Source organism: Marivirga salinae, from assembly GCF_030503855.1.
GTDB classification, from domain to species: domain Bacteria; phylum Bacteroidota; class Bacteroidia; order Cytophagales; family Cyclobacteriaceae; genus Marivirga; species Marivirga salinarum.
The window spans coordinates 3,553,584-3,579,591 of sequence record NZ_CP129971.1 but is presented as its reverse complement, the minus strand read 5'-3'; the positions used below and the strand labels follow the sequence as shown (position 1 = coordinate 3,579,591).

Annotated in this window: 9 protein-coding genes; 1 reads left to right on the top strand and 8 read right to left on the bottom strand. The window is 40.2% G+C overall.

Annotated features, from left to right (window positions below; all coding sequences use genetic code 11):
• Window positions 1-4 precede the first annotated feature (4 nt).
• The 7 genes from QYS49_RS14965 to QYS49_RS14935 form a co-directional block, all read right to left on the bottom strand.
• Window positions 5-1,084, bottom strand: a complete 1,080-nt coding sequence (locus QYS49_RS14965) for an alkane 1-monooxygenase (protein ID WP_308348413.1) — start codon at window positions 1,082-1,084, stop codon at window positions 5-7.
• A 101-nt stretch (window positions 1,085-1,185) separates the two neighbouring features.
• Window positions 1,186-1,764, bottom strand: a complete 579-nt coding sequence (locus QYS49_RS14960) for a TlpA family protein disulfide reductase (protein WP_308348411.1) — start codon at window positions 1,762-1,764, stop codon at window positions 1,186-1,188.
• A complete protein-coding gene (locus QYS49_RS14955; RefSeq protein ID WP_308348410.1) occupies window positions 1,757-2,428 on the bottom strand; it encodes a VLRF1 family release factor in 672 nt (223 codons plus the stop codon). Before QYS49_RS14955 ends, QYS49_RS14960 begins: the two co-directional genes overlap by 8 nt.
• A 44-nt stretch (window positions 2,429-2,472) precedes the next feature.
• A complete protein-coding gene (locus QYS49_RS14950; RefSeq protein WP_308348409.1) occupies window positions 2,473-3,666 on the bottom strand; it encodes an aspartate aminotransferase family protein in 1,194 nt (397 codons plus the stop codon).
• 10 nt (window positions 3,667-3,676) lie between these two features.
• On the bottom strand, window positions 3,677-3,937 hold the full coding sequence (locus QYS49_RS14945) for an acyl-CoA-binding protein (RefSeq protein WP_308348408.1): 261 nt from the start codon (window positions 3,935-3,937) through the stop codon (window positions 3,677-3,679).
• A 97-nt stretch (window positions 3,938-4,034) separates the two neighbouring features.
• Window positions 4,035-5,321 carry a citrate synthase gene (locus tag QYS49_RS14940; RefSeq protein ID WP_308348406.1) on the bottom strand — a complete coding sequence of 429 codons (1,287 nt, stop codon included), beginning with the start codon at window positions 5,319-5,321 and terminating at the stop codon, window positions 4,035-4,037.
• A 189-nt stretch (window positions 5,322-5,510) separates the two neighbouring features.
• Window positions 5,511-8,327: a T9SS type A sorting domain-containing protein gene (locus QYS49_RS14935; protein WP_308348405.1), complete on the bottom strand. Its 2,817-nt coding sequence runs from the start codon at window positions 8,325-8,327 to the stop codon at window positions 5,511-5,513.
• A 40-nt stretch (window positions 8,328-8,367) separates the two neighbouring features.
• Here QYS49_RS14935 and QYS49_RS14930 point away from each other — a divergent pair, with 40 nt between their 5' ends.
• Window positions 8,368-8,637, top strand: a complete 270-nt coding sequence (locus tag QYS49_RS14930; protein WP_308348403.1) for a hypothetical protein — start codon at window positions 8,368-8,370, stop codon at window positions 8,635-8,637.
• A 21-nt stretch (window positions 8,638-8,658) separates the two neighbouring features.
• On the opposite strand, the gene QYS49_RS14925 is transcribed toward QYS49_RS14930, so the two are convergent.
• Entirely contained in the window at window positions 8,659-25,911 is a 17,253-nt protein-coding gene (locus tag QYS49_RS14925; RefSeq protein ID WP_308348401.1) for a beta strand repeat-containing protein, read from the bottom strand.
• Window positions 25,912-26,008: the final 97 nt, after the last annotated feature.

Here is a 26,008-nt window from a genome sequence, read left to right as displayed (position 1 = left end):
CTTCTTAAGCAGATTTAAGATTATTCCATTGTTGCAGTTTTGGATTCATTATCTTAAACCATAATGGTGGAATATGTGCTAATAAAACCATGGTAGGATATCCGGCTGGAAGTTGCGGGGCATGTTCATAATCATCTAACACTTGATATCGTTTTATAGCATTAAAATGATGATCTGAATGCCTTTGAAGTTGAAACAGAAAGAAATTACTTACCATATGGTTGGCATTCCATGAATGATGTGGCTCTACTCTTTCATATCTATTTTTATCAATTTTCTTTCTTCTTAAACCGTAATGCTCTACATAATTAACTGCCTCTAAAAGAGAAAATGCTAAAAAGCTTTGCGCAAAAAAGAAGGCGAAAGGAATCCATGTAAATTGACCAATTACTAAACTTACTCCTAAAGTTAAAGCAGCTGCAAAAATAAAAGGTAGGAGAGTAAACCAGATCATTTGGTTGTGGATAGAAAACTTTGATTTACCTTTTCTTTCCAAACTCTTATTTTCTATTTCCAATGCACTTAAATATCCTTTAGTGACAGATCTCCACCAAAATGCATAAAAGCTTTCATTTTTACAACTAGTGGCTGGATCTTCTGGAGTGGATACACGCACATGATGACCTTTATTATGCTCAATATAGAAGTGCATATAACTGACAGTCATTAAAAGTACTTTGCTGTAAAACCTTTCGAGTTTGGATTTTTTATGACCTAGTTCATGCGCAACAGTGATCCCAATTCCTCCTGTAGAAAGGGAAACGGCAATAGTAAATGTTATCCATTCAAAAATTGTTAAGGTATTCGTAGAAGCTACCCAAACTGCCCAAATTAAAAAAGTTAGTTGAAAGTAAGTCCAACAATAGGTGATAAATCTATAATAGAAATCATTCCCAACAGATTTTACAGCTTCCTTCGGTATATTACTGTGATCTCTACCAACTGCGGCATCTATTGCAGGGATGAGTGCATATACAAAAATTAAAGTGGCTAAATTGGCAATTCCACCCAAATAAAAACCTAAAATGGTTAAGGATGGAATTATAAAAGCACTAAAATAACCGATTTTCTTTAACCAATGCATCTCATTTAAATTTACAAGATTTTAAAATAATCTTCCTAAAATAAGGTGTTTAACCCTATAAACCAATTTGGCATTGAATTAATTCTGAAATTTTCGAAAATCTAATTTCCTCTTAAGAAGCTTTTAAAATCTTCAGTATTGAAGTTACTCATTCCTTCTTTTCGGAAAGCAATTTCACCATTCTTAATCACAAAAGTGGTGGGTAATATTTGAGATTCTAATTGAGAAGGGCTCTCTAATTCTTGAAAGATGGGTAATTCATATTCTTTTTTAGCTTTGAATTTTATGGCTTTATTGAAGTCATTATCTTTTGAAACCATTAAAAATATAATATCAGGATTATCCTTTAATTGTTTATAAAGCTTTTCTATGTGCGGCATTTCACCCAAACAAGGAGGACACCAGGTAGCCCAATAATTTATGAAAATCGTTTTGTCTTTGAGCTCATTATAAGCGATGGTTTTTCCTTCAGGAGTAATTAATTCTCCATCAAATTTAAATGGTATAATGTTTTCTTCTTCTTCTTCAATGGAAGGAGTGAAAATGTGAGTAGCCAAAAACCATGATTGAATTTTACCCATTACAGGTGTATGCCAGCCAGTAAAGTATAAAGTTCCAAATATGGCTATCATTACTCCCCAGCTAATGGCCTCTTTTTTCCAATTTATTTTTTTACTCATTATCTATTTCATAAATTATATTTTTGATGAATTCTTTATCAGAATCATCAAATTTTAACTCCATTTTTATAAGATAGTTGTGTATAGAAGTTAAATTCTCAAAATTGGCTTCTTGTATATGTTTAGGGATTTTAAATAGTCTGTGGTCATCTTTTTGTAATGCAGCATCGGGTCTATTGAAAAAATAAGGTTGTAAAGTTTTATTGCAGCTAATAGCTATTTTATCGATTTCAAAATACTCGTCCCACTCAGCTATTTTATCATTGATTTCTTCGAAGAAATGATCAGTCCCTGCAAGTCTCACTCTTGATCCAGCCTTAGATTTACCTCTAGTTTTGAGATATTTAATTTGACTTTTACCTTGCTTTTGCCGGACCATATAAGCTTTCATGTTTTTATGTTCCACTATTTGATCTTCTTCAGAATATGCCAAGGCAGCTTCTCCTGAATGTATTAAAATGATAAGGAAATTTGATTGATCTATTTGTTTATCCCTGTAGTTGAAACTAAATGGTAGTCGGACTGAAATTTGTGATTTCTCAGGGAAAGAGAGTTGATGTTTTGAACTGTCATATTCCGAACTTCCATATTGGTGATGAAGATTTTCTAATAACTTTTCAAGTTGTTCATCATCATATGCCTTAAAAATACTTTGTTCGGTCATTTAGTAAATGTAATGATTATTTAAGATTGATAGAATTGCTTTTTTCAGTTAACAGCTTTTTCTATGGCATCATTGATGATCACAGAAGCTTTTTCAATCTCTTCATCATTTATAGTAAGGGGAGGAGCTATCCTAAAGCTATCAGGGCATGAGAGAAACCAGAAGCAGATAACGCCATTATTTATGCATTCCTGAACTATCTTGCTTACAATTTCTTCATTTTCAAATTCAAAGGCAAACATCATTCCTTTTCTTCTGACTTCAACTATAGCTGTGTGATTAATTAGTTTTTCAAATTTGGCTCCCTTTCTTTCTACTTCATTTAAGAAATTGTCTTCCAAAATCACTTTTATGGTAGCCACTGCTGCTGCACAACTCATAGGATTTCCACCAAAAGTGTTGATGTGGCCTAACATAGGATTTTTGGTAAACAAATCCATATGGTCTTTATTGGAAATAAAAGCACCTAAAGGTAATCCACCGCCAAGTGCTTTTGCAGTACATAAAATATCAGGTTCAACACCAAAATGCTCGAAAGCAAAAAGTTTTCCTGTCCTACCTATTCCTGATTGAATTTCATCCATAATTAGCATTGCACCCTTCTCAGTGCATTTTTTGCGTAATGCTTGTAGAAATTGCTGTTGTGGGATTCTGATACCTGCATCTCCTTGTATGGATTCGATCACCACGCATGCTGTTCTTTCAGTAATAAGATTTAAATCTTCGAAATTATTTAACCTCAAGAAACCGACATCGGGTAGGAGAGGTCTGAATCTGTATTTTTTCTTTTCGTTGGAGGAGATACTTAAAGCACCATGAGTACTTCCATGATAGGCTCCTCGAAATGAAAGTAATTCTGTTCTTCCCGTAACTCTTTTAGCTAATTTTAATGCACCTTCAATTGATTCAGCGCCACTATTGCAGAAATAAACACTATTGAGATCTTTTGGAAGGTTATCCGTAAGTATTTTGGCTAATTCATTAACTGAAGATTGCACATACTCACCATAAACCATGATGTGCATGTGTTTCTCCAATTGTTTTTTCACGGCATCCATCACTTTTGGGTGTTGATGTCCTAGGTTGCTAACAGCTACACCTGAAATAAGATCCATGTAGGATTTTCCATCAGTGGTATGTAAGTATATTCCACTCGCACTTTCCACTTCTAATAAAAATGGAAATGGAGATGTTTGTGCTATTTTGTTTAGGAAAATATCTTTTTCAGATTGTAGCAATATAGTTTAATTATGCGTTTGCTAATTTATTAACTAACTCAATATATTCTTTCATAGCTTCCTCAGAAGGTTTCCCTTTTAACTCTTCCCAAGCATTAAATTTAGCAATAGCTTTGAAGTCAAAACCACCTGGTTTTTCTCCAGTTACATCTCCTTCATCTCCTTGCTTATATAAAGCATATAGTTTCAATAAATCTTCATTTGAAGGTCTATCTTTAATGTCTGTTTTTGAACGTTCTGCTGCTTTTTTGAAATCTTCTTGTAAACTCATAGTTGTATTTTGAATATTTTTTTAAAATTCCTGTAAAATTAAAAAAGTCAACCTATAATCATAGATTGACTTTAAAAATATCTTAAATGACTAATTATTATCTTTTGCTTAGATCAACGTATGATCTTAAGTTTTCTCCAGTGTAAACCTGTCTTGGTCTTCCGATAGGCTCATTGTTTTCTCTCATTTCTTTCCATTGAGCGATCCGGCCAGGAAGACGTCCTAAAGCAAACATCACGGTAAACATTTCAGTTGGAATTCCCATTGCTCTGTAAATAATACCAGAATAGAAATCCACATTAGGGTAAAGCTTTTTCTCAACAAAATATTCATCTTTCAATGCTATTTCTTCTAATTCTTTAGCAATATTCAATAATGGATCATCAACACCTAATTGATCTAATACATCATCAGCTGCTTTTTTGATGATTTTAGCTCTTGGATCGAAGTTTTTATAAACTCTGTGACCAAATCCCATTAAGCGGAATGGATCATTTTTATCTTTTGCTTTAGCAATAAACTTAGCAGTATCTCCACCTGCTTTTTCGATTTGCTCCAACATTTCTAAAACTGCTTGGTTAGCACCACCATGTAAAGGTCCCCAAAGGGCATTTATACCTGCAGATATTGAAGCGTATAAACTTGCTTGAGAACTTCCTACTACTCTTACAGTAGAAGTAGAGCAGTTTTGTTCATGATCAGCATGCAGAATTAATAAAGTATCTAAAGCTTTAGCTACAACTGGATTTGCTTTATATTTTTCAGCAGGCAATGCAAACATCATTTTCAAGAAGTTTGAATCATAATCCAATTCATTATCAGGATAATTAACAGGATGACCCACCTGATTTTTATAAGCCCAAGCTGCAAAAGTTGGCATTTTAGCTAATATTCTAATTATGCTTAAATCAACTTCTTTAGATGATCTATTAGGGTCAAGTGACTCAGGATAAAAAGCAGTTAAAGAGCACACTAATGAAGATAAAACGCCCATTGGGTGAGCATTAGAAGGGAAACCGTCTAATATTTTTTTGATATCTTCATGAACTAAGGTATGAGTAGTGATTTCATTTTGAAAATTCTCTAATTGAGATTTTGTTGGTAATTCGCCATAAATCAACAAATAAGAAACTTCAATGAAAGATGATTTTTCTGCTAATTCTTCAATAGAATAACCTCTGTATCTTAAAATTCCCTCTTCACCATTCAAAAAAGTTATCGCACTTTTAGTAGATCCTGTATTTTTAAAACCTGGATCGATCGTAATAAGTCCAGAATCAGCTCTGAGTTTACTAATATCAACTGCTATTTCTTTTTCCGTACCTTCAACTACTGGCAAGTCGTAATCTTTTCCTGCGTATGATAATTTTGCGTGATCTGACATGTATATTTTAATTATATTAAATGTTGAAACAATGGTTTAATAATTCACGAAATTAAGTAAAAAATTACTTTAATAAAACTTAGCTTTTATTATCGGTGATTATTAACAAAATAAAATATTTTTGTTGAAATAACGCCAGTATAAAAAGATGGTTTAAAAAAAACGCATGATTTTTATTAATTAATCTACTTAATCGATAATTACAATTTTTTGTCTATTCAATTTCCCATCTGAATCTTTAGAAATGATATGATAGACACCAGAAGCAAGACCAGATAAATTTAATTCTGCTTTTAAAGAACCTTTCTTAATCTTCGTATTTTGGATTATTTTACCATTTGAATCCAGAATAAATATTTTCAAGTCAGAATTTAATTCTTTATTGAAAATCATCTGGACTTCTCCTCTGCTTGGATTAGGATACACATTTATTCCTAAAGATTCGAATCCGTTTTTCACATTTGTTATCGTATTCTGATATTTCGGTTGATTAATATCATTAACTTTTATTTCCAAAATCTTATTAGTATTTCTATCCTGCACTATAGAAATAATTGCCAGTTCCTCATTAGTATATATAGATTCTACAGCCCACTGATAATTATTAGTTGAAGGTTCAGATAGATCATTTAAGTTAAAGCCGTTTATATTTGGTAAAATCTTTCTAACAATATTTTTGAGCTCATTACCTTTATTGGTTGATTTTTCAACAATGAAGAAATACGCTTTTAGATTTTTAGTAGTTTCTTGATTTGGTTTTAAAGTTGCATTAAAACTTATTGTGTGTTTATCAGCTGCATTATCTATTGAAATATCAATTAATTCACTTGGTTCAAGTAATGATCTTCTCGTCACTTTCTGCAATAAACTATTATTTAACACATTGCCTTCAAATATATTTTCATTGAAAATCTCTCCATCAATAACTAATTTAGGACTTTCATCAATACTGTAGATGCTTGCTCTAGAGTCTAATTCTACAGAATTTCTAAAGTTTACCGAATCAGGAAATGGCATTGAGATATGGAAATTAAGTGGTAACACATCATTAGCAATTTTAGTGTTCATTAAATTTTGAACACTAGATCTATTATTTATATAATTATCTGCATTCAAATTAGTAAAGTTCTCAAGCAATACTAGTTTTTGTCTTTCGCCAACATAAAAATTATCTATAGCCATTCCAGACGGATTACTGTTAAGTAGAGTTCCTTTAAAGTTAATTCTGAACTTGACGGACTCTAAATTACTGATTTCCGATTCATCTATCACGTGTGCCACTCTGATCCAATTTCTTTCTTCAGCTATGAAGTACCACGCATAGTTTAAAGGGTTAGAATTAGTACCACCAATAGGCGAAATATTAGAAGTATTGTACCAGTTTAATTCATCTTCTAACTCACCGAAAATATTCCAACTATTACCGCCATCAGTAGAGAATTCTAAGGTTGCACCAGCTCTAAAACTATCGTCTACATCTAACCACATATCAAATGCAATCATTGGTTTTTCTAAGGATGTTAAGTCAAATGACGGACCTTCTAAGAATGAATTTTCATTTTGGTAATACCCAAATTCTCCATTTGCAGCTGTTTTCCAGAAATAACCTGGATTTTGGTTGTCATTTTTACCTTCAAATGCCCCATTTGATGTTCCATAAGTCCATGAACTTAAGCTATCCTTGATGATATTTTTGGTCGTCCATCCTCCAGAATTGCTATTAAAAGTTTCATAATATGGATAGGAACTAATGGCTGGCACGATTGCAACATTTTTGCGGATTGAATCAGTACAACCAAGTGAACTTTCTATAATTAATTGAACACTGTATGTACCTGCAACTTCAAAATTGAATGTAGGGTTTGCCATTGATGATGTGTCGGTATTGCTTCCTTCTATGCCAAAATCCCATTTATAAGAAGTAATTGAATTTACTCCATCTAAAAAACTTTCATTGTTAAACTGAGTAGGTTCTTCTCCTGAGCTACTTGTTTTTGTATTACTGAAAGAGAAGTCTACAGATTGGATGTTACCCACATTAATTGTAGTAGTTGATTCAAATGTACATCCTAGAAATGTAGTTCCTATTACCGTAATTTCTTTTGTTCCTGGTGAATTAAACTGTTCAATTTGACCTACCTCATATATTCTATTAGGAGCATTCTCATATTCTAACTGGTATGAAACTAGTGAATCTTGATCGTTATTATAACCAGGGTTAATCAAAATTTGAACAGCATTATCAACATCACACAAGTTTTGATATTCGATTGTAATTTCTGGTTCTGGAATTCTGATTATTCTTTTTGTTGTTGTGGCTGTGCAGCTAGTAGCACTTTCAGTTACTGAATAGGTGATTTCAACTGTGTCTTGTCCAGCTAATTCTGCAGAGGCAGCATTGAAATATGTAATACCTCCGATAACTTCTATTCCATTCCCAGTAAAATCACCATTTGGATCATCTGGTTCAAGTTCTAGAATGGCATTTGAGCAGAAGTAGTTATTACTATCATCAGTTTCTATATCAAAACTTGAAATTGGTCCATTCGTTACTTCCACAACAGTTTCAGCAATATTCGAACATCCATTTGCATTTTCATATGTGTATGTTATAGTGTATGGACCACCAACAGTTGCTGCATTTGGGTCGAAATCAAAAGTACCATCACCATTATCGACTACACCTCTACCGGTAAAAACTCCTCCAGCAGGTGTTCCGGTTAGTTCTTCTAATCCATTTCTAACACAATATAAACCATTAGGGAATGGATCACCTGTAATTCCTACGGTAGGTAGGGTGTTAACTGTAAAGCTAATAGCATCTGATGCCGTGTTACATGGTCCTGATCCATCAGGATCGTTAGCTGTATAAGTTAAGGTTACAATTGATCCATATTCACTTGGATCAGGTGTATAGGTAGTTACTTGAGAGTTTGTTGAAGTGAAATTTCCATCACCACCACTCCAAGAGCCACTTGATGCCCCATTTAATAATTGGGCTTCCACAATTATACTTTCATCTTGGCAAATATCTTCTACTGAAAGTATGTTAACTATAGGATTAGGAAATACAACTACATTAATTGTTGCTGTTTCACCATTACAACTTCCATCAATAAATCTAGAACTTACAGTATATTCAATAGTGTCATTTTCTCCAGAAATAGAGTTTGTTAAAGTTCCACTAACAACGGTGCCAGTTCCATTTACCGCTCCAGAGCTATTTGTTTCAACTGACCAGTCAAATTCTACATTATTAAGATTGTTAGCTAATGTTATCGGTATTTCAAAAAACTCATTACTACATACTGCGTAAGTAGTTGGAATGTTGTCATATTTAATTTCTGGAGCAACCAGTTAATGTCAATTGCTCACTAATTCCATCACAATTGTTATTTAATGGTGTAATGGTATAAACTATATCTTGATTTACACCAGAGATATTTACTAAATCAAGCTCTAAATCACCAGTACCGCTAGCAATTAAACCTTCAATATTTGATAAATCATCGCTTGCAGCAGTATCTATTGACCAAATAAAATCCGAAGTTGGTACACTAGATTCTGGAATAAATTCATAGGTTACATTTGAACATGTGGCTTCATCAAAGCTAGGGTTTGTTAACTCTGGATTAGCCAAAACTGTTACATTAAACACGCTTGGGTCTCCGGCACAAATACGATTTCCGAACCCATCTAATAAATAAGAGGTAACCTCTATTATTGCTGTATTATCAGAAGTTGAAGAATTATTTATTGCCGTAAATCCATTTGTAGTAATAGTTGAATCATCAGTTCCAGAAAGGTCGTTGATCCCTACGGTATTATTACTATTTATTATTTCCCAATCGAATTCCGTATTCGCTGTAACATTATCTAAGAATGTAATATTAACTCCTTCTTCGCCTGCACAGAAAGTTATATCTGAATTTTGAATAACTGGCCTAGGGTTTGAAGTGATTTTAAATGAATCTACTTCACTTAAACATCCATTATATTCGCTGTAATATTTCACATAACCTTCAACAGGTGCTCCAGTTAGGTTATCAGCTAAATCAAAACCAGGAAAATCATCAGTTCCTGTAGTTGATGTGCCATCTCCAATTAGATCTGGATTTGTAATTTCCCAACTGAAATCACTTAAACCTCCAGTGTCATCAGTGAAACTAATCGGATTAACGGTGCTTGGATAACATAAAACTAGATCTGATTCTGGTGAAACAACAGGTTTAAATTTTAAGGTTACATCAAAAGTTATTGAGCTTGAACATCCATTTTTCTCTGCATTTACTGTAATAGTTGAGGTGTAATCAACGGAGGCAGTATTGATGGCTGTTGTGAATTCAATATTATTTCCATTTAATACTGGTCCATTATCAAAAACAAAACTTGCATCCGAATCTGTTGAAAGACTAAGATTCACATCACTCAGATCGGTGGTAACAGGAATTGATACAAATTCTTCAGAACATTTGTTAACATTGGAGATAGCCGAGATAACAGGCACAGGCTTAATCTCTAAAGTTAATTGATCAAATTCATCATTACATTGCCCAGAATTTGACCCAGTTAATGTTAGTGTTATTGGGCTATTTGCTAGGTCGGTCGAACCTGGAGTATAAATTGGTGTTAATGAGTTTGGAAAATCAAATGTTCCGTCTCCACTAGAAGTCCAACTTAGGTTATCTGCTTTACTTTGACTTGGCGGAGTTGATATGGTAGATAAATCAAGAGATTCCCCATCACAAATTTCTTCATTTGAGCCAGCATCTAATATGATTTGAGGGTCAACAGTAAAATCTACTCTTGCCTTATCAAAACAATTCGTTGAATTTAAAGTGACTTTCGCATAATAAGTTGAATTATTATTAACAGTTTCAGAGGTTTCATTAACAACAGCATTTGTGAGGCCACTATTAGTAAACCATTCAATAGTAACTCCATTTTCATTGTTTATATCTCCATTATATGCTGTCAAGTCAAGCTCAATATTTCCACTTCCGATGCCAACTTCACAGAATGCATAAGCTTGATCAGCAACAGCAGGTAAATTTCTAACTTTAATAGTCTTCGTTTTAATATCATTTGCACAGCTTGAATTTGATTGAGCAATAAATTCAAAAATCACATCTCCAAAATATGTGCCATCAGGTGTGAAAGTCGCTTCATAACTTCCACTATTGTTCGAAGTAGTGGATAAAGAACCAGAAGTTTCAGCGTCAGGATCGGGTTGACCTGTTTGAATAACCCATTGTCCAGTTGATGTACTGGTATTAGTTGTACCAGCAAGCGTAATGGGTTCTGAAATACATACTGCTGAAGCTGTTGAGGTAACAGTACCTTCAACTGGTTCATCAATAGTTACATCCACAGTGTAAGTGTTATTACCACACGGACCAGTCACTGGGTCAAATACTTCAAATTGGAATGTAATTGTATTATTATTATCACTAGCATCAGGAGTATAGTTGGCAGTAGTTACTCCACTAGTTGTTGTTGAAGTAGTTAAATTTGCTGAATTACCGTTAGTTAAAACAGTCCATTCTCCATTATTAGCAGAACCGCCTAAAGTAGCATCAAGATTAAAGCTAGCATCTCCACAAGTATTAAAGTTAGCTGGAATACTAGCCGTAGGATTTTCGAATACATCGAAGACGAAAGTTTCAAATTCGGAAGCACAGCTATTGGTAGTAGTAGCTTCAAATTGAGCAGTTACCTGCCCGAAGTCAGTACCGGAAGGGCTAAATGTAGCTGTATAATTACCACTGTTGTTTATAGTACTTGATACAGTGCCAATGGTACCACCATTGGTAATTGTCCAATCACCACTGGAAGCTCCGCCTGAAATAGTAGCGACAAGATCAAGGGTTTCAGTTTGACATATTTCAGAAGTTGAAGTCGTTATGTTGGCACTTGGAACTTCCTCTATGATAAATTCAACAATTTCAGATACAGGCCCACAAGTATTAGCAGGATCATCTGTAGTCAGTGTGAAGGTAATGGTATTTCCTACATCATCATTGGTAGGGTTATAAACCGCAGTGACAGTTTTAGTAGGATTATCAATATTGGTACTGGAGAAAGTGTTAGCGCCACCTGTTATAGACCAACTAGCTGAAGAAGCAGATCCAGAGTAGTTGCCAGAAAGTGAGATAGGTTGATTTTGGCATACATTCGCTGGAGCAGTTGTAATAGCAACTTCAGCAGGCTCGTCAATAGTCACATCCACAGTATAATTGGTATTCCCGCAAGGGCCACTTGTGTTAGGATCGATAGCAGTAAATTGGAATGTAATAACAGCATTATAATCTCCAGGAGCAGGAGTATAAGTAGCAGAAGTAATTCCACCTGATGTAGTAGAGGCAGAGAGACTATCTATAATTCCATTATTAGTGACAGTCCATTGTCCATCAACAGCAGATCCACTTAAAGTAGCATCAAGATCAAAGCTAGCATTTCCACAAGTATTAAAGTTAGCTGGAATACTAGCCGTAGGATTTTCAAATACATCAAAAACAAAGGTTTTTATTACTGAAGAGCAATTATTAGAAGTAGAAGCCTCAAATTGGGCTGTAACCTGTCCGAAGTCAGTACCAGAAGGAGTAAATGTAGTGGTCCAATCACTACCCGCGTTTGTAATTGTTCCGATACTACCAATAGTGTTACCACCTACAATGGACCAAGTACCGCTGTCAGCTCCACCTGAAATAGAAGCAACAAGATCTAGGGTTTCAGTTTCACATATTTCAGTGTTGGAAGTGGTTATTGAAGCTTGCGCAGGAGCATCGATTACAAAATCAATTGTTTCACTTATACTGTTACAAGTATTACTCGGATTGTTAGTGCTTAGGGTGAAAGTAACTGTGTTTCCTATGTCGGCAGAAGTCGGATTGTAATCAGCTGTAACGGTATTACCTACAGTACTTATATTGGATAAGGATCCAAAGCCAGATTCTGACCAAGAGGCACTAGTAGCCGATCCAGAAAATTCTCCGGAAATGGTGATAGTTTGATTCTGACAAACATTTGCAGGAGCAGTTGTGATCGCAATACCAGCAGGTTTATCAATTGTAACATCAACAGTATATATAGTACTTCCACAAGGACCTGCTGCCGGATCGAAAGCTTCAAACTGGAAAGTAATTGTAGAGGAATAATCTGCGGCATCAGGAGTATATGTATCAGAGGTGACGCCAAATACGGAACTAGAACCAGATAAATTTGCTGCATTACCATTAGTTAAGACAGTCCATTGGCCATCATTAGCAGCTCCACCTAAACTAGCATTAAGATTAAAACTAGCATCTCCACAAGTATTGAAATTAGCTGGAATGGTAGCTGTAGGATTTTCGAATACATCAAAAACAAAAGTTTCAAACTCAGAAGCACAGCTATTGGCAGTAGCTGCTTCAAATTGGGCCGTTACTTGTCCAAAGTTAGTTCCAGAAGGTGTGAATTCAGCCGTCCAATTACCACTATTGTTAGTAGTGCTGCTAATCGAACCGATTGTGTTTCCACCAGTAATAGTCCAAGTACCACTAGAAGCCCCACCGGAAATAGTTGCAACTAGGTCAAGGGTTTCAGTTTCACAGATTTCAGTTGTAGTGTTGGATGTTAAGTCAGCACTAGGTTGTTCTACAACATTAAATAAATTAATACTTTTAGTACTTGAACAATTATCAAGAGTTGTATAAGTAACATCAATTTCTTTTATACCTAATCCAGCTGAAGTAGCTTCAAAATCACTTCCATTTATCCCAGGACCATCAAATGTAAATGTACCATCACTAGGCGTAGCTGTAAGTCCTATTGTAGTAAGATCTATTGTACTATTTTCACAAACCTCAATTGGAGGGAAAATATTATTTATTTTTGGTGTAGGATTTAAAGTTATGGTGAAGGTTTCAGTTGTAGGTGTACTACATCCAGCGTTAGTTGCTTCTACTGTAATTGTGGTTACTATAGCTGAGGCTGTATTATTGGCTTTGGTTAGAAATGTTAGTGAATTATTGCCTGATAAAGAATTCCCTACAAGATCATTATCAGCTGTCCAGCTGATAATATCTGAACTAGATGATGTACTGAAATCAATATCTACAAGTTCTGCTGCACAAACATTAATATTTCCACTGGTTACTTCAGGAATTGGATCAAAAACCGGAGCATCATAAATTTCTATAGAAATTTCTAATGGTTCACTCTCACATGTATTTGCGTCTGTTTGAGTCACAAATCTAGAGAAATTTCCAGCAGAAGAAGTACTTATATTTAATGCTGATAATGAAGGTGAAGAAGAAGTGGTTGCTAATGGAGTATTTAAATTAACATCTTCATACCATTTTAAATTTACACCAGTAATTGTATTTACACTTGTAGTTGCAGCTGCGTCACCTACACAAAATTCATTTATTGTAGTTGCAGTAGGTTCATTAGGGAAAGGATTTACCGTTACATCTGTTGAAAAGTTAGCTACGCCATCATCACAACCATTAATACTTACGGAAAAGTTGTAGGTGATTGTAACTGGACTTGATGTAGTATTGAATAAAACATCTGAAATATTATCTCCATTAGCAAAGGTAACTCCTACTGATGTAAAACCGCTAATACCTGTCGTTCCTGTTATGCTTTCTAATTTTATTATTGCATTTGATTCAGTGCTATTTAAGGTAATATCAGTACTTCCTCCTGTACAAAATGAGGTTAAAGCATTTGTAATTGACATGTTAGGGCGTGGAGCTACTGTAACTGTAGAAGTCTGCGGCATTGGCGAGACAGGACATCCATCAGTAGTGCTAATAGTAAACTCATAAACCACATCAATAGGATTATCAGTTGAGTTTTCTAATTCTTCTTGGATTGAAGCCGTTGTTGAAAATTTTGTACCTATTGTAACGTCACCTGAATTTACTGTTACACCATTGTAGGTGATGTTTGTTACTTCTACTTCATAATTAGCAGTGTTACTACTTAATGTAATATCGGTATTAGCTCCGCTGCATATGTTTTCTGCTGCGTTGGTTATTGTTAGAGCTGGATTAGGGTTCACTGTAACCACATAATCTTGAGTAGTGGTATTTGCACAACTTTCTGGCCCTGGTCCGGTAGCGGTAACTGTATAGGTAACAGTTTCAATTGCGTTGCCAGTGTTGGTGAGTACATCATCAATGGTGCCTATTCCTGAAGCTTCTCCTGTAATTGTGGCTGGAGCATTTACAGTCCAAGTGAACACAGTTCCAGCAACATCACTGGTAGGAGTGAAGTTTAACTGCTCACCACTGCAAATATCAGTAGTAGCTGGCAGGTTAGTAAACGTTGGAGTAGGATTTACTTGTACGCTTACCGTTTCGCTGCTTGTAGGACAGCCATTTCCACTTACCGTAAATGTATAATCTACTGTTTGTGGTGAATCGGTGGTGTTATCTAAACTTTCAGTGATGGTGCCTGTAGCTCCTATTGAAGTTAAAGTACTGTAATCTATGCTGCCTGTTACACCAGTTGGATAATTTGCTTGAACACTGATGTCACCACCTGAAGTAGGAGTGGAGTAATCAATATCTACACCTATTCCTTCACATACAATTGCCTCGTTGTTGGTAATGGTTTGTACTGGATTTGGATTTACAGTCACCACATAATCTTGAGTAGTGGTATTAGCACAACTTTCTGGCCCTGGTCCGGTAGCGGTAACTGTATAGGTAACAGTCTCTATTGCGTTGCCAGTGTTGGTGAGTACATCATCAATAGTACCTGTTCCTGAAGCTTCTCCTGTAATTGTTGCTGGTGCATTTACAGTCCACGTGAATACAGTCCCTGCTACATTACTAGTTGGAGTAAAGCTTAACTGTTGACCACTACAAATTGTAGCGACAGTTGGCAAGTTGCTAAACGTTGGAGTTGGATTTACTTGTACGCTTACCGTCTCGCTGCTTGTAGGACAGCCATTTCCACTTACAGTAAATGTATAATCAACTGTTTGTGGTGAATCGGTGGTGTTGTCTAAACTTTCAGTTATGGTGCCTGCAACTCCTAATGAAGTTAAAGTACTGTAATCTATGCTGCCTGTTACACCAGTTGGATAATTTGCTTGAACACTGATGTCACCGCCTGAAGTAGGGGTAGAGTAATCAATATCTACACCTATTCCTTCACATACAATTGCCTCGTTGTTGGTAATGGTTAGGACTGGAGTAGGATTGACAGTTACCACATAATCTTGAGTAGTGGTATTTGCACAACTTTCTGGTCCTGGTCCGGTAGCGGTAAGAGTGTAAGTGACAGTTTCAATAGCATTTCCACTATTAATGAGAAGATCATCAATAGTACCGGTACCGGCAGTTTCTCCCGTAATAGTCAAAGGAGCATTTACAGTCCAAGTGAATACAGTTCCAGCAACATCACTGGTAGGAGTGAAGTTTAATTGGTCCCCACTACAGATTGTAGTTGAACTTGGGAGGTTGGAGAAATTAGGAATCGGATCCACGGAAGTGGTGATACCAGAGGATGTGGCCACACAGCTATTCCCATCAATACCTTCTACGGTCACGACCTCTCCATCAGCTAAAGCAGAGGTGGTATAGGTAGCAGTAGTACTTGAGGCCTGAACGCTCAGTCCATCTACGAAGAACTCATAATCAGTGGCTCCAGAAGCCGTGAAGGTGACCGCATCACCAGCACAGATACGATTATCGGCCTCAGAGCTGGTTAGGGTTACTGTTGGTAAAGAGTTTACAGTGATGGCTGCTTCAGTAGCGGTGGCGGAACATGTATTTCCATCCGTACCTTCTACACTTACGACCTGTGCATTGGATAGGCTGCTTGTGGTATAGGTAGCGGTGGTGTTGGGTCCTTGCACGCTAATCCCGTCAATAAAGAACTCATAGTTGGTAGCTCCGCCAGCGGTATAGGTGACGGCATCTCCAGCGCATATTTCAGTAGCACTTCCTGATAGGGTAACGACAGGCAGCGAGTTTACTGTCATATTGATAGGGCTGCTTGTGGCACTGCAACTGTTGGCGTCAATACCTTCTACGGTCACGACCTCTCCATCAGCTAAGGCAGAGGTGGTATAGGTATTATCCGTACTAGAAGCCTGTACACTACCCCCATCCACAAAGAATTCGTAATTAGTGGCACCGGAAGCGGTGAAGGTGACCGCATCGCCATTACATATTTCATTATCCGCATCGCTGCTGGTTAATACTACTGTTGGTAGTGGATCCACGGAAGTGGTGATACCAGAGGATGTGGCCACACAGCTATTCCCATCAATACCTTCTACGGTCACGACCTCTCCATCAGCTAAAGCAGAGGTGGTATAGGTAGCAGTAGTACTTGAGGCCTGAACGCTCAGTCCATCTACGAAGAATTCATAATCAGTGGCTCCAGAAGCCGTGAAGGTGACCGCATCACCAGCACAGATACGATTATCGGCCTCAGAGCTGGTTAGGGTTACTGTTGGTAAAGAGTTTACAGTGATGGCCGCTTCAGTAGCGGTGGCGGAACATGTATTTCCATCCGTACCTTCTACACTTACGACCTGTGCATTGGATAGGCTGCTTGTGGTATAGGTAGCGTTGGTGTTGGGTCCTTGTACGCTAATCCCGTCAATAAAGAACTCATAGTTGGTAGCTCCGCCAGCGGTATAGGTGACGGCATCTCCAGCGCATATTTCAGTAGCACTTCCTGATAGGGTAACGACAGGCAGCGAGTTTACTGTCATATTGATAGGGCTGCTTGTGGCACTGCAACTGTTGGCGTCAATACCTTCTACGGTCACGACCTCTCCATCAGCTAAGGCAGAGGTGGTATAGGTATTATCCGTACTAGAAGCCTGTACACTACCCCCATCCACAAAGAATTCGTAATTAGTGGCACCGGAAGCGGTGAAGGTGACCGCATCGCCATTACATATTTCATTATCCGCATCGCTGCTGGTTAATACTACTGTTGGTAGTGGATCCACGGAAGTGGTGATACCAGAGGATGTGGCCACACAGCTATTCCCATCAATACCTTCTACGGTCACGACCTCTCCATCAGCTAAAGCAGAGGTGGTATAGGTAGCAGTAGTACTTGAGGCCTGAACGCTCAGTCCATCTACGAAGAATTCATAATCAGTGGCTCCAGAAGCCGTGAAGGTGACCGCATCGCCAGCACAGATACGATTATCGGCCTCAGAGCTGGTTAGGGTTACTGTTGGTAAAGAGTTTACAGTGATGGCTGCTTCAGTAGCGGTGGCGGAACATGTATTTCCATCCGTACCTTCTACACTTACGACCTGTGCATTGGATAGGCTGCTTGTGGTATAGGTAGCGGTGGTGTTGGGTCCTTGTACGCTAATCCCGTCAATAAAGAACTCATAGTTGGTAGCTCCGCCAGCGGTATAGGTGACGGCATCTCCAGCGCATATTTCAGTAGCACTTCCTGATAGGGTAACGACAGGCAGCGAGTTTACTGTCATATTGATAGGGCTGCTTGTGGCACTGCAACTGTTGGCGTCAATACCTTCTACGGTCACGACCTCTCCATCAGCTAAGGCAGAGGTGGTATAGGTATTATCCGTACTAGAAGCCTGTACACTACCCCCATCCACAAAGAATTCGTAATTAGTGGCACCGGAAGCGGTGAAGGTGACCGCATCGCCATTACATATTTCATTATCCGCATCGCTGCTGGTTAATACTACTGTTGGTAGTGGATCCACGGAAGTGGTGATACCAGAGGATGTGGCCACACAGCTATTCCCATCAATACCTTCTACGGTCACGACCTCTCCATCAGCTAAAGCAGAGGTGGTATAGGTAGCAGTAGTACTTGAGGCCTGAACGCTCAGTCCATCTACGAAGAATTCATAATCAGTGGCTCCAGAAGCCGTGAAGGTGACCGCATCACCAGCACAGATACGATTATCGGCCTCAGAGCTGGTTAGGGTTACTGTTGGTAAAGAGTTTACAGTGATGGCCGCTTCAGTAGCGGTGGCGGAACATGTATTTCCATCCGTACCTTCTACACTTACGACCTGTGCATTGGATAGGCTGCTTGTGGTATAGGTAGCGTTGGTGTTGGGTCCTTGTACGCTAATCCCGTCAATAAAGAACTCATAGTTGGTAGCTCCGCCAGCGGTATAGGTGACGGCATCTCCAGCGCATATTTCAGTAGCACTTCCTGATAGGGTAACGACAGGCAGCGAGTTTACTGTCATATTGATAGGGCTGCTTGTGGCACTGCAACTGTTGGCGTCAATACCTTCTACGGTCACGACCTCTCCATCAGCTAAGGCAGAGGTGGTATAGGTATTATCCGTACTAGAGGCCTGTACACTACCCCCATCCACAAAGAATTCGTAATTAGTGGCACCGGAAGCGGTGAAGGTGACCGCATCGCCATTACATATTTCATTATCCGCATCGCTGCTGGTTAATACTACTGTTGGTAGTGGATCCACGGAAGTGGTGATACCAGAGGATGTGGCCACACAGCTATTCCCATCAATACCTTCTACGGTCACGACCTCTCCATCAGCTAAAGCAGAGGTGGTATAGGTAGCAGTAGTACTTGAGGCCTGAACGCTCAGTCCATCTACGAAGAACTCATAATCAGTGGCTCCAGAAGCCGTGAAGGTGACCGCATCACCAGCACAGATACGATTATCGGCCTCAGAGCTGGTTAGGGTTACTGTTGGTAAAGAGTTTACAGTGATGGCCGCTTCAGTAGCGGTGGCGGAACATGTATTTCCATCCGTACCTTCTACACTTACGACCTGTGCATTGGATAGGCTGCTTGTGGTATAGGTAGCGGTGGTGTTGGGTCCCTGCACGCTAATCCCGTCAATAAAGAACTCATAGTTGGTAGCTCCGCCAGCGGTATAGGTGACGGCATCTCCAGCGCATATTTCAGTAGCACTTCCTGATAGGGTAACGACAGGCAGCGAGTTTACTGTCATATTGATAGGGCTGCTTGTGGCACTGCAACTGTTGGCGTCAATACCTTCTACGGTCACGACCTCTCCATCAGCTAAGGCAGAGGTGGTATAGGTATTATCCGTACTAGAGGCCTGTACACTACCCCCATCCACAAAGAATTCGTAATTAGTGGCACCGGAAGCGGTGAAGGTGACCGCATCGCCATTACATATTTCATTATCCGCATCGCTGCTGGTTAATACTACTGTTGGTAGTGGATCCACGGAAGTGGTGATACCAGAGGATGTGGCCACACAGCTATTCCCATCAATACCTTCTACGGTCACGACCTCTCCATCAGCTAAAGCAGAGGTGGTATAGGTAGCAGTAGTACTTGAGGCCTGAACGCTCAGTCCATCTACGAAGAATTCATAATCAGTGGCTCCAGAAGCCGTGAAGGTGACCGCATCACCAGCACAGATACGATTATCGGCTTCAGAGCTGGTTAGGGTTACTGTTGGTAAAGAGTTTACAGTGATGGCCGCTTCAGTAGCGGTGGCGGAACATGTATTTCCATCCGTACCTTCTACACTTACGACCTGTGCATTGGATAGGCTGCTTGTGGTATAGGTAGCGGTGGTGTTGGGTCCTTGTACGCTAATCCCGTCAATAAAGAACTCATAGTTGGTAGCTCCGCCAGCGGTATAGGTGACGGCATCTCCAGCGCATATTTCAGTAGCACTTCCTGATAGGGTAACGACAGGCAGCGAGTTTACTGTCATATTGATAGGGCTGCTTGTGGCACTGCAACTGTTGGCGTCAATACCTTCTACGGTCACGACCTCTCCATCAGCTAAGGCAGAGGTGGTATAGGTATTATCCGTACTAGAAGCCTGTACACTACCCCCATCCACAAAGAATTCGTAATTAGTGGCACCGGAAGCGGTGAAGGTGACCGCATCGCCATTACATATTTCATTATCCGCATCGCTGCTGGTTAATACTACTGTTGGTAGTGGATCCACGGAAGTGGTGATACCAGAGGATGTGGCCACACAGCTATTCCCATCAATACCTTCTACGGTCACGACCTCTCCATCAGCTAAAGCAGAGGTGGTATAGGTAGCAGTAGTACTTGAGGCCTGAACGCTCAGTCCATCTACGAAGAATTCATAATCAGTGGCTCCAGAAGCCGTGAAGGTGACCGCATCACCAGCACAGATACGATTATCGGCCTCAGAGCTGGTTAGGGTTACTGTTGGTAAAGAGTTTACAGTGATGGCCGCTTCAGTAGCGGTGGCGGAACATGTATTTCCATCCGTACCTTCTACACTTACGACCTGTGCATTGGATAGGCTGCTTGTGGTATAGGTAGCGTTGGTGTTGGGTCCTTGTACGCTAATCCCGTCAATAAAGAACTCATAGTTGGTAGCTCCGCCAGCGGTATAGGTGACGGCATCTCCAGCGCATATTTCAGTAGCACTTCCTGATAGGGTAACGACAGGCAGCGAGTTTACTGTCATATTGATAGGGCTGCTTGTGGCACTGCAACTGTTGGCGTCAATACCTTCTACGGTCACGACCTCTCCATCAGCTAAGGCAGAGGTGGTATAGGTATTATCCGTACTAGAGGCCTGTACACTGCCCCCATCCACAAAGAATTCGTAATTAGTGGCACCGGAAGCGGTGAAGGTGACCGCATCGCCATTACATATTTCATTATCCGCATCGCTGCTGGTTAATACTACTGTTGGTAGTGGATCCACGGAAGTGGTGATACCAGAGGATGTGGCCACACAGCTATTCCCATCAATACCTTCTACGGTCACGACCTCTCCATCAGCTAAAGCAGAGGTGGTATAGGTAGCAGTAGTACTTGAGGCCTGAACGCTCAGTCCATCTACGAAGAACTCATAATCAGTGGCTCCAGAAGCCGTGAAGGTGACCGCATCACCAGCACAGATACGATTATCGGCCTCAGAGCTGGTTAGGGTTACTGTTGGTAAAGAGTTTACAGTGATGGCCGCTTCAGTAGCGGTGGCGGAACATGTATTTCCATCCGTACCTTCTACACTTACGACCTGTGCATTGGATAGGCTGCTTGTGGTATAGGTAGCGGTGGTGTTGGGTCCCTGCACGCTAATCCCGTCAATAAAGAACTCATAGTTGGTAGCTCCGCCAGCGGTATAGGTGACGGCATCTCCAGCGCATATTTCAGTAGCACTTCCTGATAGGGTAACGACAGGCAGCGAGTTTACTGTCATATTGATAGGGCTGCTTGTGGCACTGCAACTGTTGGCGTCAATACCTTCTACGGTCACGACCTCTCCATCAGCTAAGGCAGAGGTGGTATAGGTATTATCCGTACTAGAGGCCTGTACACTACCCCCATCCACAAAGAATTCGTAATTAGTGGCACCGGAAGCGGTGAAGGTGACCGCATCGCCATTACATATTTCATTATCCGCATCGCTGCTGGTTAATACTACTGTTGGTAGTGGATCCACGGAAGTGGTGATACCAGAGGATGTGGCCACACAGCTATTCCCATCAATACCTTCTACGGTCACGACCTCTCCATCAGCTAAAGCAGAGGTGGTATAGGTAGCAGTAGTACTTGAGGCCTGAACGCTCAGTCCATCTACGAAGAACTCATAATCAGTGGCTCCAGAAGCCGTGAAGGTGACCGCATCACCAGCACAGATACGATTATCGGCCTCAGAGCTGGTTAGGGTTACTGTTGGTAAAGAGTTTACAGTGATGGCCGCTTCAGTAGCGGTGGCGGAACATGTATTTCCATCCGTACCTTCTACACTTACGACCTGTGCATTGGATAGGCTGCTTGTGGTATAGGTAGCGGTGGTGTTGGGTCCCTGCACGCTAATCCCGTCAATAAAGAACTCATAGTTGGTAGCTCCGCCAGCGGTATAGGTGACGGCATCTCCAGCGCATATTTCAGTAGCACTTCCTGATAGGGTAACGACAGGCAGCGAGTTTACTGTCATATTGATAGGGCTGCTTGTGGCACTGCAACTGTTGGCGTCAATACCTTCTACGGTCACGACCTCTCCATCAGCTAAGGCAGAGGTGGTATAGGTATTATCCGTACTAGAGGCCTGTACACTACCCCCATCCACAAAGAATTCGTAATTAGTGGCACCGGAAGCGGTGAAGGTGACCGCATCGCCATTACATATTTCATTATCCGCATCGCTGCTGGTTAATACTACTGTTGGTAGTGGATCCACGGAAGTGGTGATACCAGAGGATGTGGCCACACAGCTATTCCCATCAATACCTTCTACGGTCACGACCTCTCCATCAGCTAAAGCAGAGGTGGTATAGGTAGCAGTAGTACTTGAGGCCTGAACGCTCAGTCCATCTACGAAGAATTCATAATCAGTGGCTCCAGAAGCCGTGAAGGTGACCGCATCACCAGCACAGATACGATTATCGGCTTCAGAGCTGGTTAGGGTTACTGTTGGTAAAGAGTTTACAGTGATGGCCGCTTCAGTAGCGGTGGCGGAACATGTATTTCCATCCGTACCTTCTACACTTACGACCTGTGCATTGGATAGGCTGCTTGTGGTATAGGTAGCGGTGGTGTTGGGTCCTTGTACGCTAATCCCGTCAATAAAGAACTCATAGTTGGTAGCTCCGCCAGCGGTATAGGTGACGGCATCTCCAGCGCATATTTCAGTAGCACTTCCTGATAGGGTAACGACAGGCAGCGAGTTTACTGTCATATTGATAGGGCTGCTTGTGGCACTGCAACTGTTGGCGTCAATACCTTCTACGGTCACGACCTCTCCATCAGCTAAGGCAGAGGTGGTATAGGTATTATCCGTACTAGAGGCCTGTACACTACCCCCATCCACAAAGAATTCGTAATTAGTGGCACCGGAAGCGGTGAAGGTGACCGCATCGCCATTACATATTTCATTATCCGCATCGCTGCTGGTTAATACTACTGTTGGTAGTGGATCCACGGTAGTGGTGATACCAGAGGATGTAGCCACACAGCTATTCCCATCGATACCTTCTACGGTCACGACCTCTCCATCAGCTAAAGCAGAGGTGGTATAGGTAGCAGTAGTACTTGAGGCCTGAACGCTCAGTCCATCTACGAAGAACTCATAATCAGTGGCTCCAGAAGCCGTGAAGGTGACCGCATCACCAGCACAGATACGATTATCGGCTTCAGAGCTGGTTAGGGTTACTGTTGGTAAAGAGTTTACAGTGATGGCTGCTTCAGTAGCGGTGGCGGAACATGTATTTCCATCCGTACCTTCTACACTTACGACCTGTGCATTGGATAGGCTGCTTGTGGTATAGGTAGCGGTGGTGTTGGGTCCTTGTACGCTAATCCCGTCAATAAAGAACTCATAGTTGGTAGCTCCGCCAGCGGTATAGGTGACGGCATCTCCAGCGCATATTTCAGTAGCACTTCCTGATAGGGTAACGACAGGCAGCGAGTTTACTGTCATATTGATAGGGCTGCTTGTGGCACTGCAACTGTTGGCGTCAATACCTTCTACGGTCATGACCTCTCCATCAGCTAAGGCAGAGGTGGTATAGGTATTATCCGTACTAGAGGCCTGTACACTACCCCCATCCACAAAGAATTCGTAATTAGTGGCACCGGAAGCGGTGAAGGTGACCGCATCGCCATTACATATTTCATTATCCGCATCGCTGCTGGTTAATACTACTGTTGGTAGTGGATCCACGGAAGTGGTGATACCAGAGGATGTGGCCACACAGCTATTCCCATCAATACCTTCTACGGTCACGACCTCTCCATCAGCTAAAGCAGAGGTGGTATAGGTAGCAGTAGTACTTGAGGCCTGAACGCTCAGTCCATCTACGAAGAACTCATAATCAGTGGCTCCAGAAGCTGTGAAGGTGACCGCATCACCAGCACAGATACGATTGTCAGCCTCAGAGCTGGTTAGGGTTACTGTTGGTAAAGGATTGATCGTAGCATCAAAGGCTATAGAAGGAGCACTATAACAAATAGCGGTATTGTCTCCATTGGTTACTTCTACAGTATAGCTGCCTGATTCAGCTACTGTATTAAGAACAATAGCTTGGCTAGTTTCACCTATAACTTCTGTACCATCTTGGTACCATCTGTAAGTTCCTTCCGTTGTACCAGGTGCGACAGAAGATGTTAATGTAATGCTTGTACCCAAGCATTCTGTGGCTGAAGCACTCGAAATAGTAGGTTGTCCAGGAGGACTTTGCACGGTAACAGTAATAGGAGCAGATGTATCGGAACATCCTGTGGTGTTTGTACCTACGACAGTCACCTGATCACCATTGACCAATGAAGAAGTACTGTATTTAGTTGCAGCAATAGGGCCTTGAACAGAAGCTCCATTCACAAAAAATTCATAAGTATCATTAGCTCCACTTGCTGTGAATTCTATAGGGCTACCACTGCAGATGGTATTATCTAAGTCATCACTATTTAGAGCAACAACAGGAGGGGCATTTATTGTAATGGTATTACGATTAGGAGAGTCGAGCAAAATAACAGAGCAACCAGTATCATTACGAGTTACTCTTACTCTTACTAATTCACTTGAACCTAAAGTACTTCTGTTAAAGGGAAGACTAGTAATGTCTAAGCTCGCCCCATTACCGTTCACAATTGCACTTAGTGGATTTTCTGATTCATCGATCAATTGATACGAATTGAAGGAATATGCAGTGTTAATTGTAAAAGTCAATTGTCCACCATCACAAACTGAAGGTGCAGAAGGAGAAGTTGTAGTAGGAGTTGGATTGAGACTTGGACTATCATTAGGAGGTAATTTAACATATAAATCTACTTTCGTAGCTTCACTTTCACAACCCTGTGCAGATGTTTCTGTTACATAAGCAGTATAGGTGCCGGTGCTATTACTATTAAAACCAATATCTGAGTCCGCCGTGGCGGGACCAGTGTGTATTAAATTGTTTAGTTCAGCATCGTCATACCACTTAAAAGTTCCTCCGCTGCCACTGGCTACTGGTAAAACAAATGTAGCAAAGTCATCTATGCAATACTCCTGATACTGGGGAGTGACTGTTGGTGCAGCAGGTATTGGATTTACTGTTAATGTCGCAGGGTTAGAGGTAACTATAGGCGAGCAAATCCCTTGTACTACAACACGGTAACTGTTTCCGCTAATACCAAGAGGGGCATTTGAAATTAGTAGTTCGGAAGAATTGTAATTACTGTATATTCCACCTCCAGTGGTTATGTCGCTAAAACCACTACCTTCATCAACTTGCCATTGATATGAGGTAACATCTGAGGTAGTTACACTGAATGACGTATTGCCATTTTCACATACAGGTGTAGGGAGAGGGTCACCTATTATAGCAGGATCATTATATCCGTATAATGTTCCAAAAACAGTACTTGGTGAAACTGGAACATTATTTATAGTTGCGTCAGTACCAGTAGTTGAGCTGGTTCTACTGATGTCACCTGATGCTGCACCAGCTACAGCTCTAATTTCAAGGTTAAATAAAGTAACTGAATTACGAGAAATAGTATTGTCCACATTCCATGCTATTTCTATGGAATTTGAAGTACCATTATAGCTTGCAGCGGGGGTAACGCTAAAATCCGAATTTGGATCTGCAAAAGTGATATTACCAACTGAGGTATTAAATTCGAAATTTGAGGGCAATTCGATCCTTACGTAGACTATTCCAGACGAAACTGCAAAATCCGAATCATTTGTTTCTTGGATCGTTATATCTGGATAAGAAGAATAACCTGACCCA

Bases quoted from the DNA above. Each gene is read 5' to 3' on its own strand.
- QYS49_RS14965 (WP_308348413.1), bottom strand. From the start codon at position 1,084: ATGCATTGGTTAAAGAAAATCGGTTATTTTAGTGCTTTTATAATTCCA.
- QYS49_RS14930 (WP_308348403.1), top strand. From the start codon at position 8,368: ATGTTAACTATAGGATTAGGAAATACAACTACATTAATTGTTGCTGTT.
- QYS49_RS14940 (WP_308348406.1), bottom strand. From the start codon at position 5,321: ATGTCAGATCACGCAAAATTATCATACGCAGGAAAAGATTACGACTTG.
- QYS49_RS14955 (WP_308348410.1), bottom strand. From the start codon at position 2,428: ATGACCGAACAAAGTATTTTTAAGGCATATGATGATGAACAACTTGAA.
- QYS49_RS14960 (WP_308348411.1), bottom strand. From the start codon at position 1,764: ATGAGTAAAAAAATAAATTGGAAAAAAGAGGCCATTAGCTGGGGAGTA.
- QYS49_RS14945 (WP_308348408.1), bottom strand. From the start codon at position 3,937: ATGAGTTTACAAGAAGATTTCAAAAAAGCAGCAGAACGTTCAAAAACA.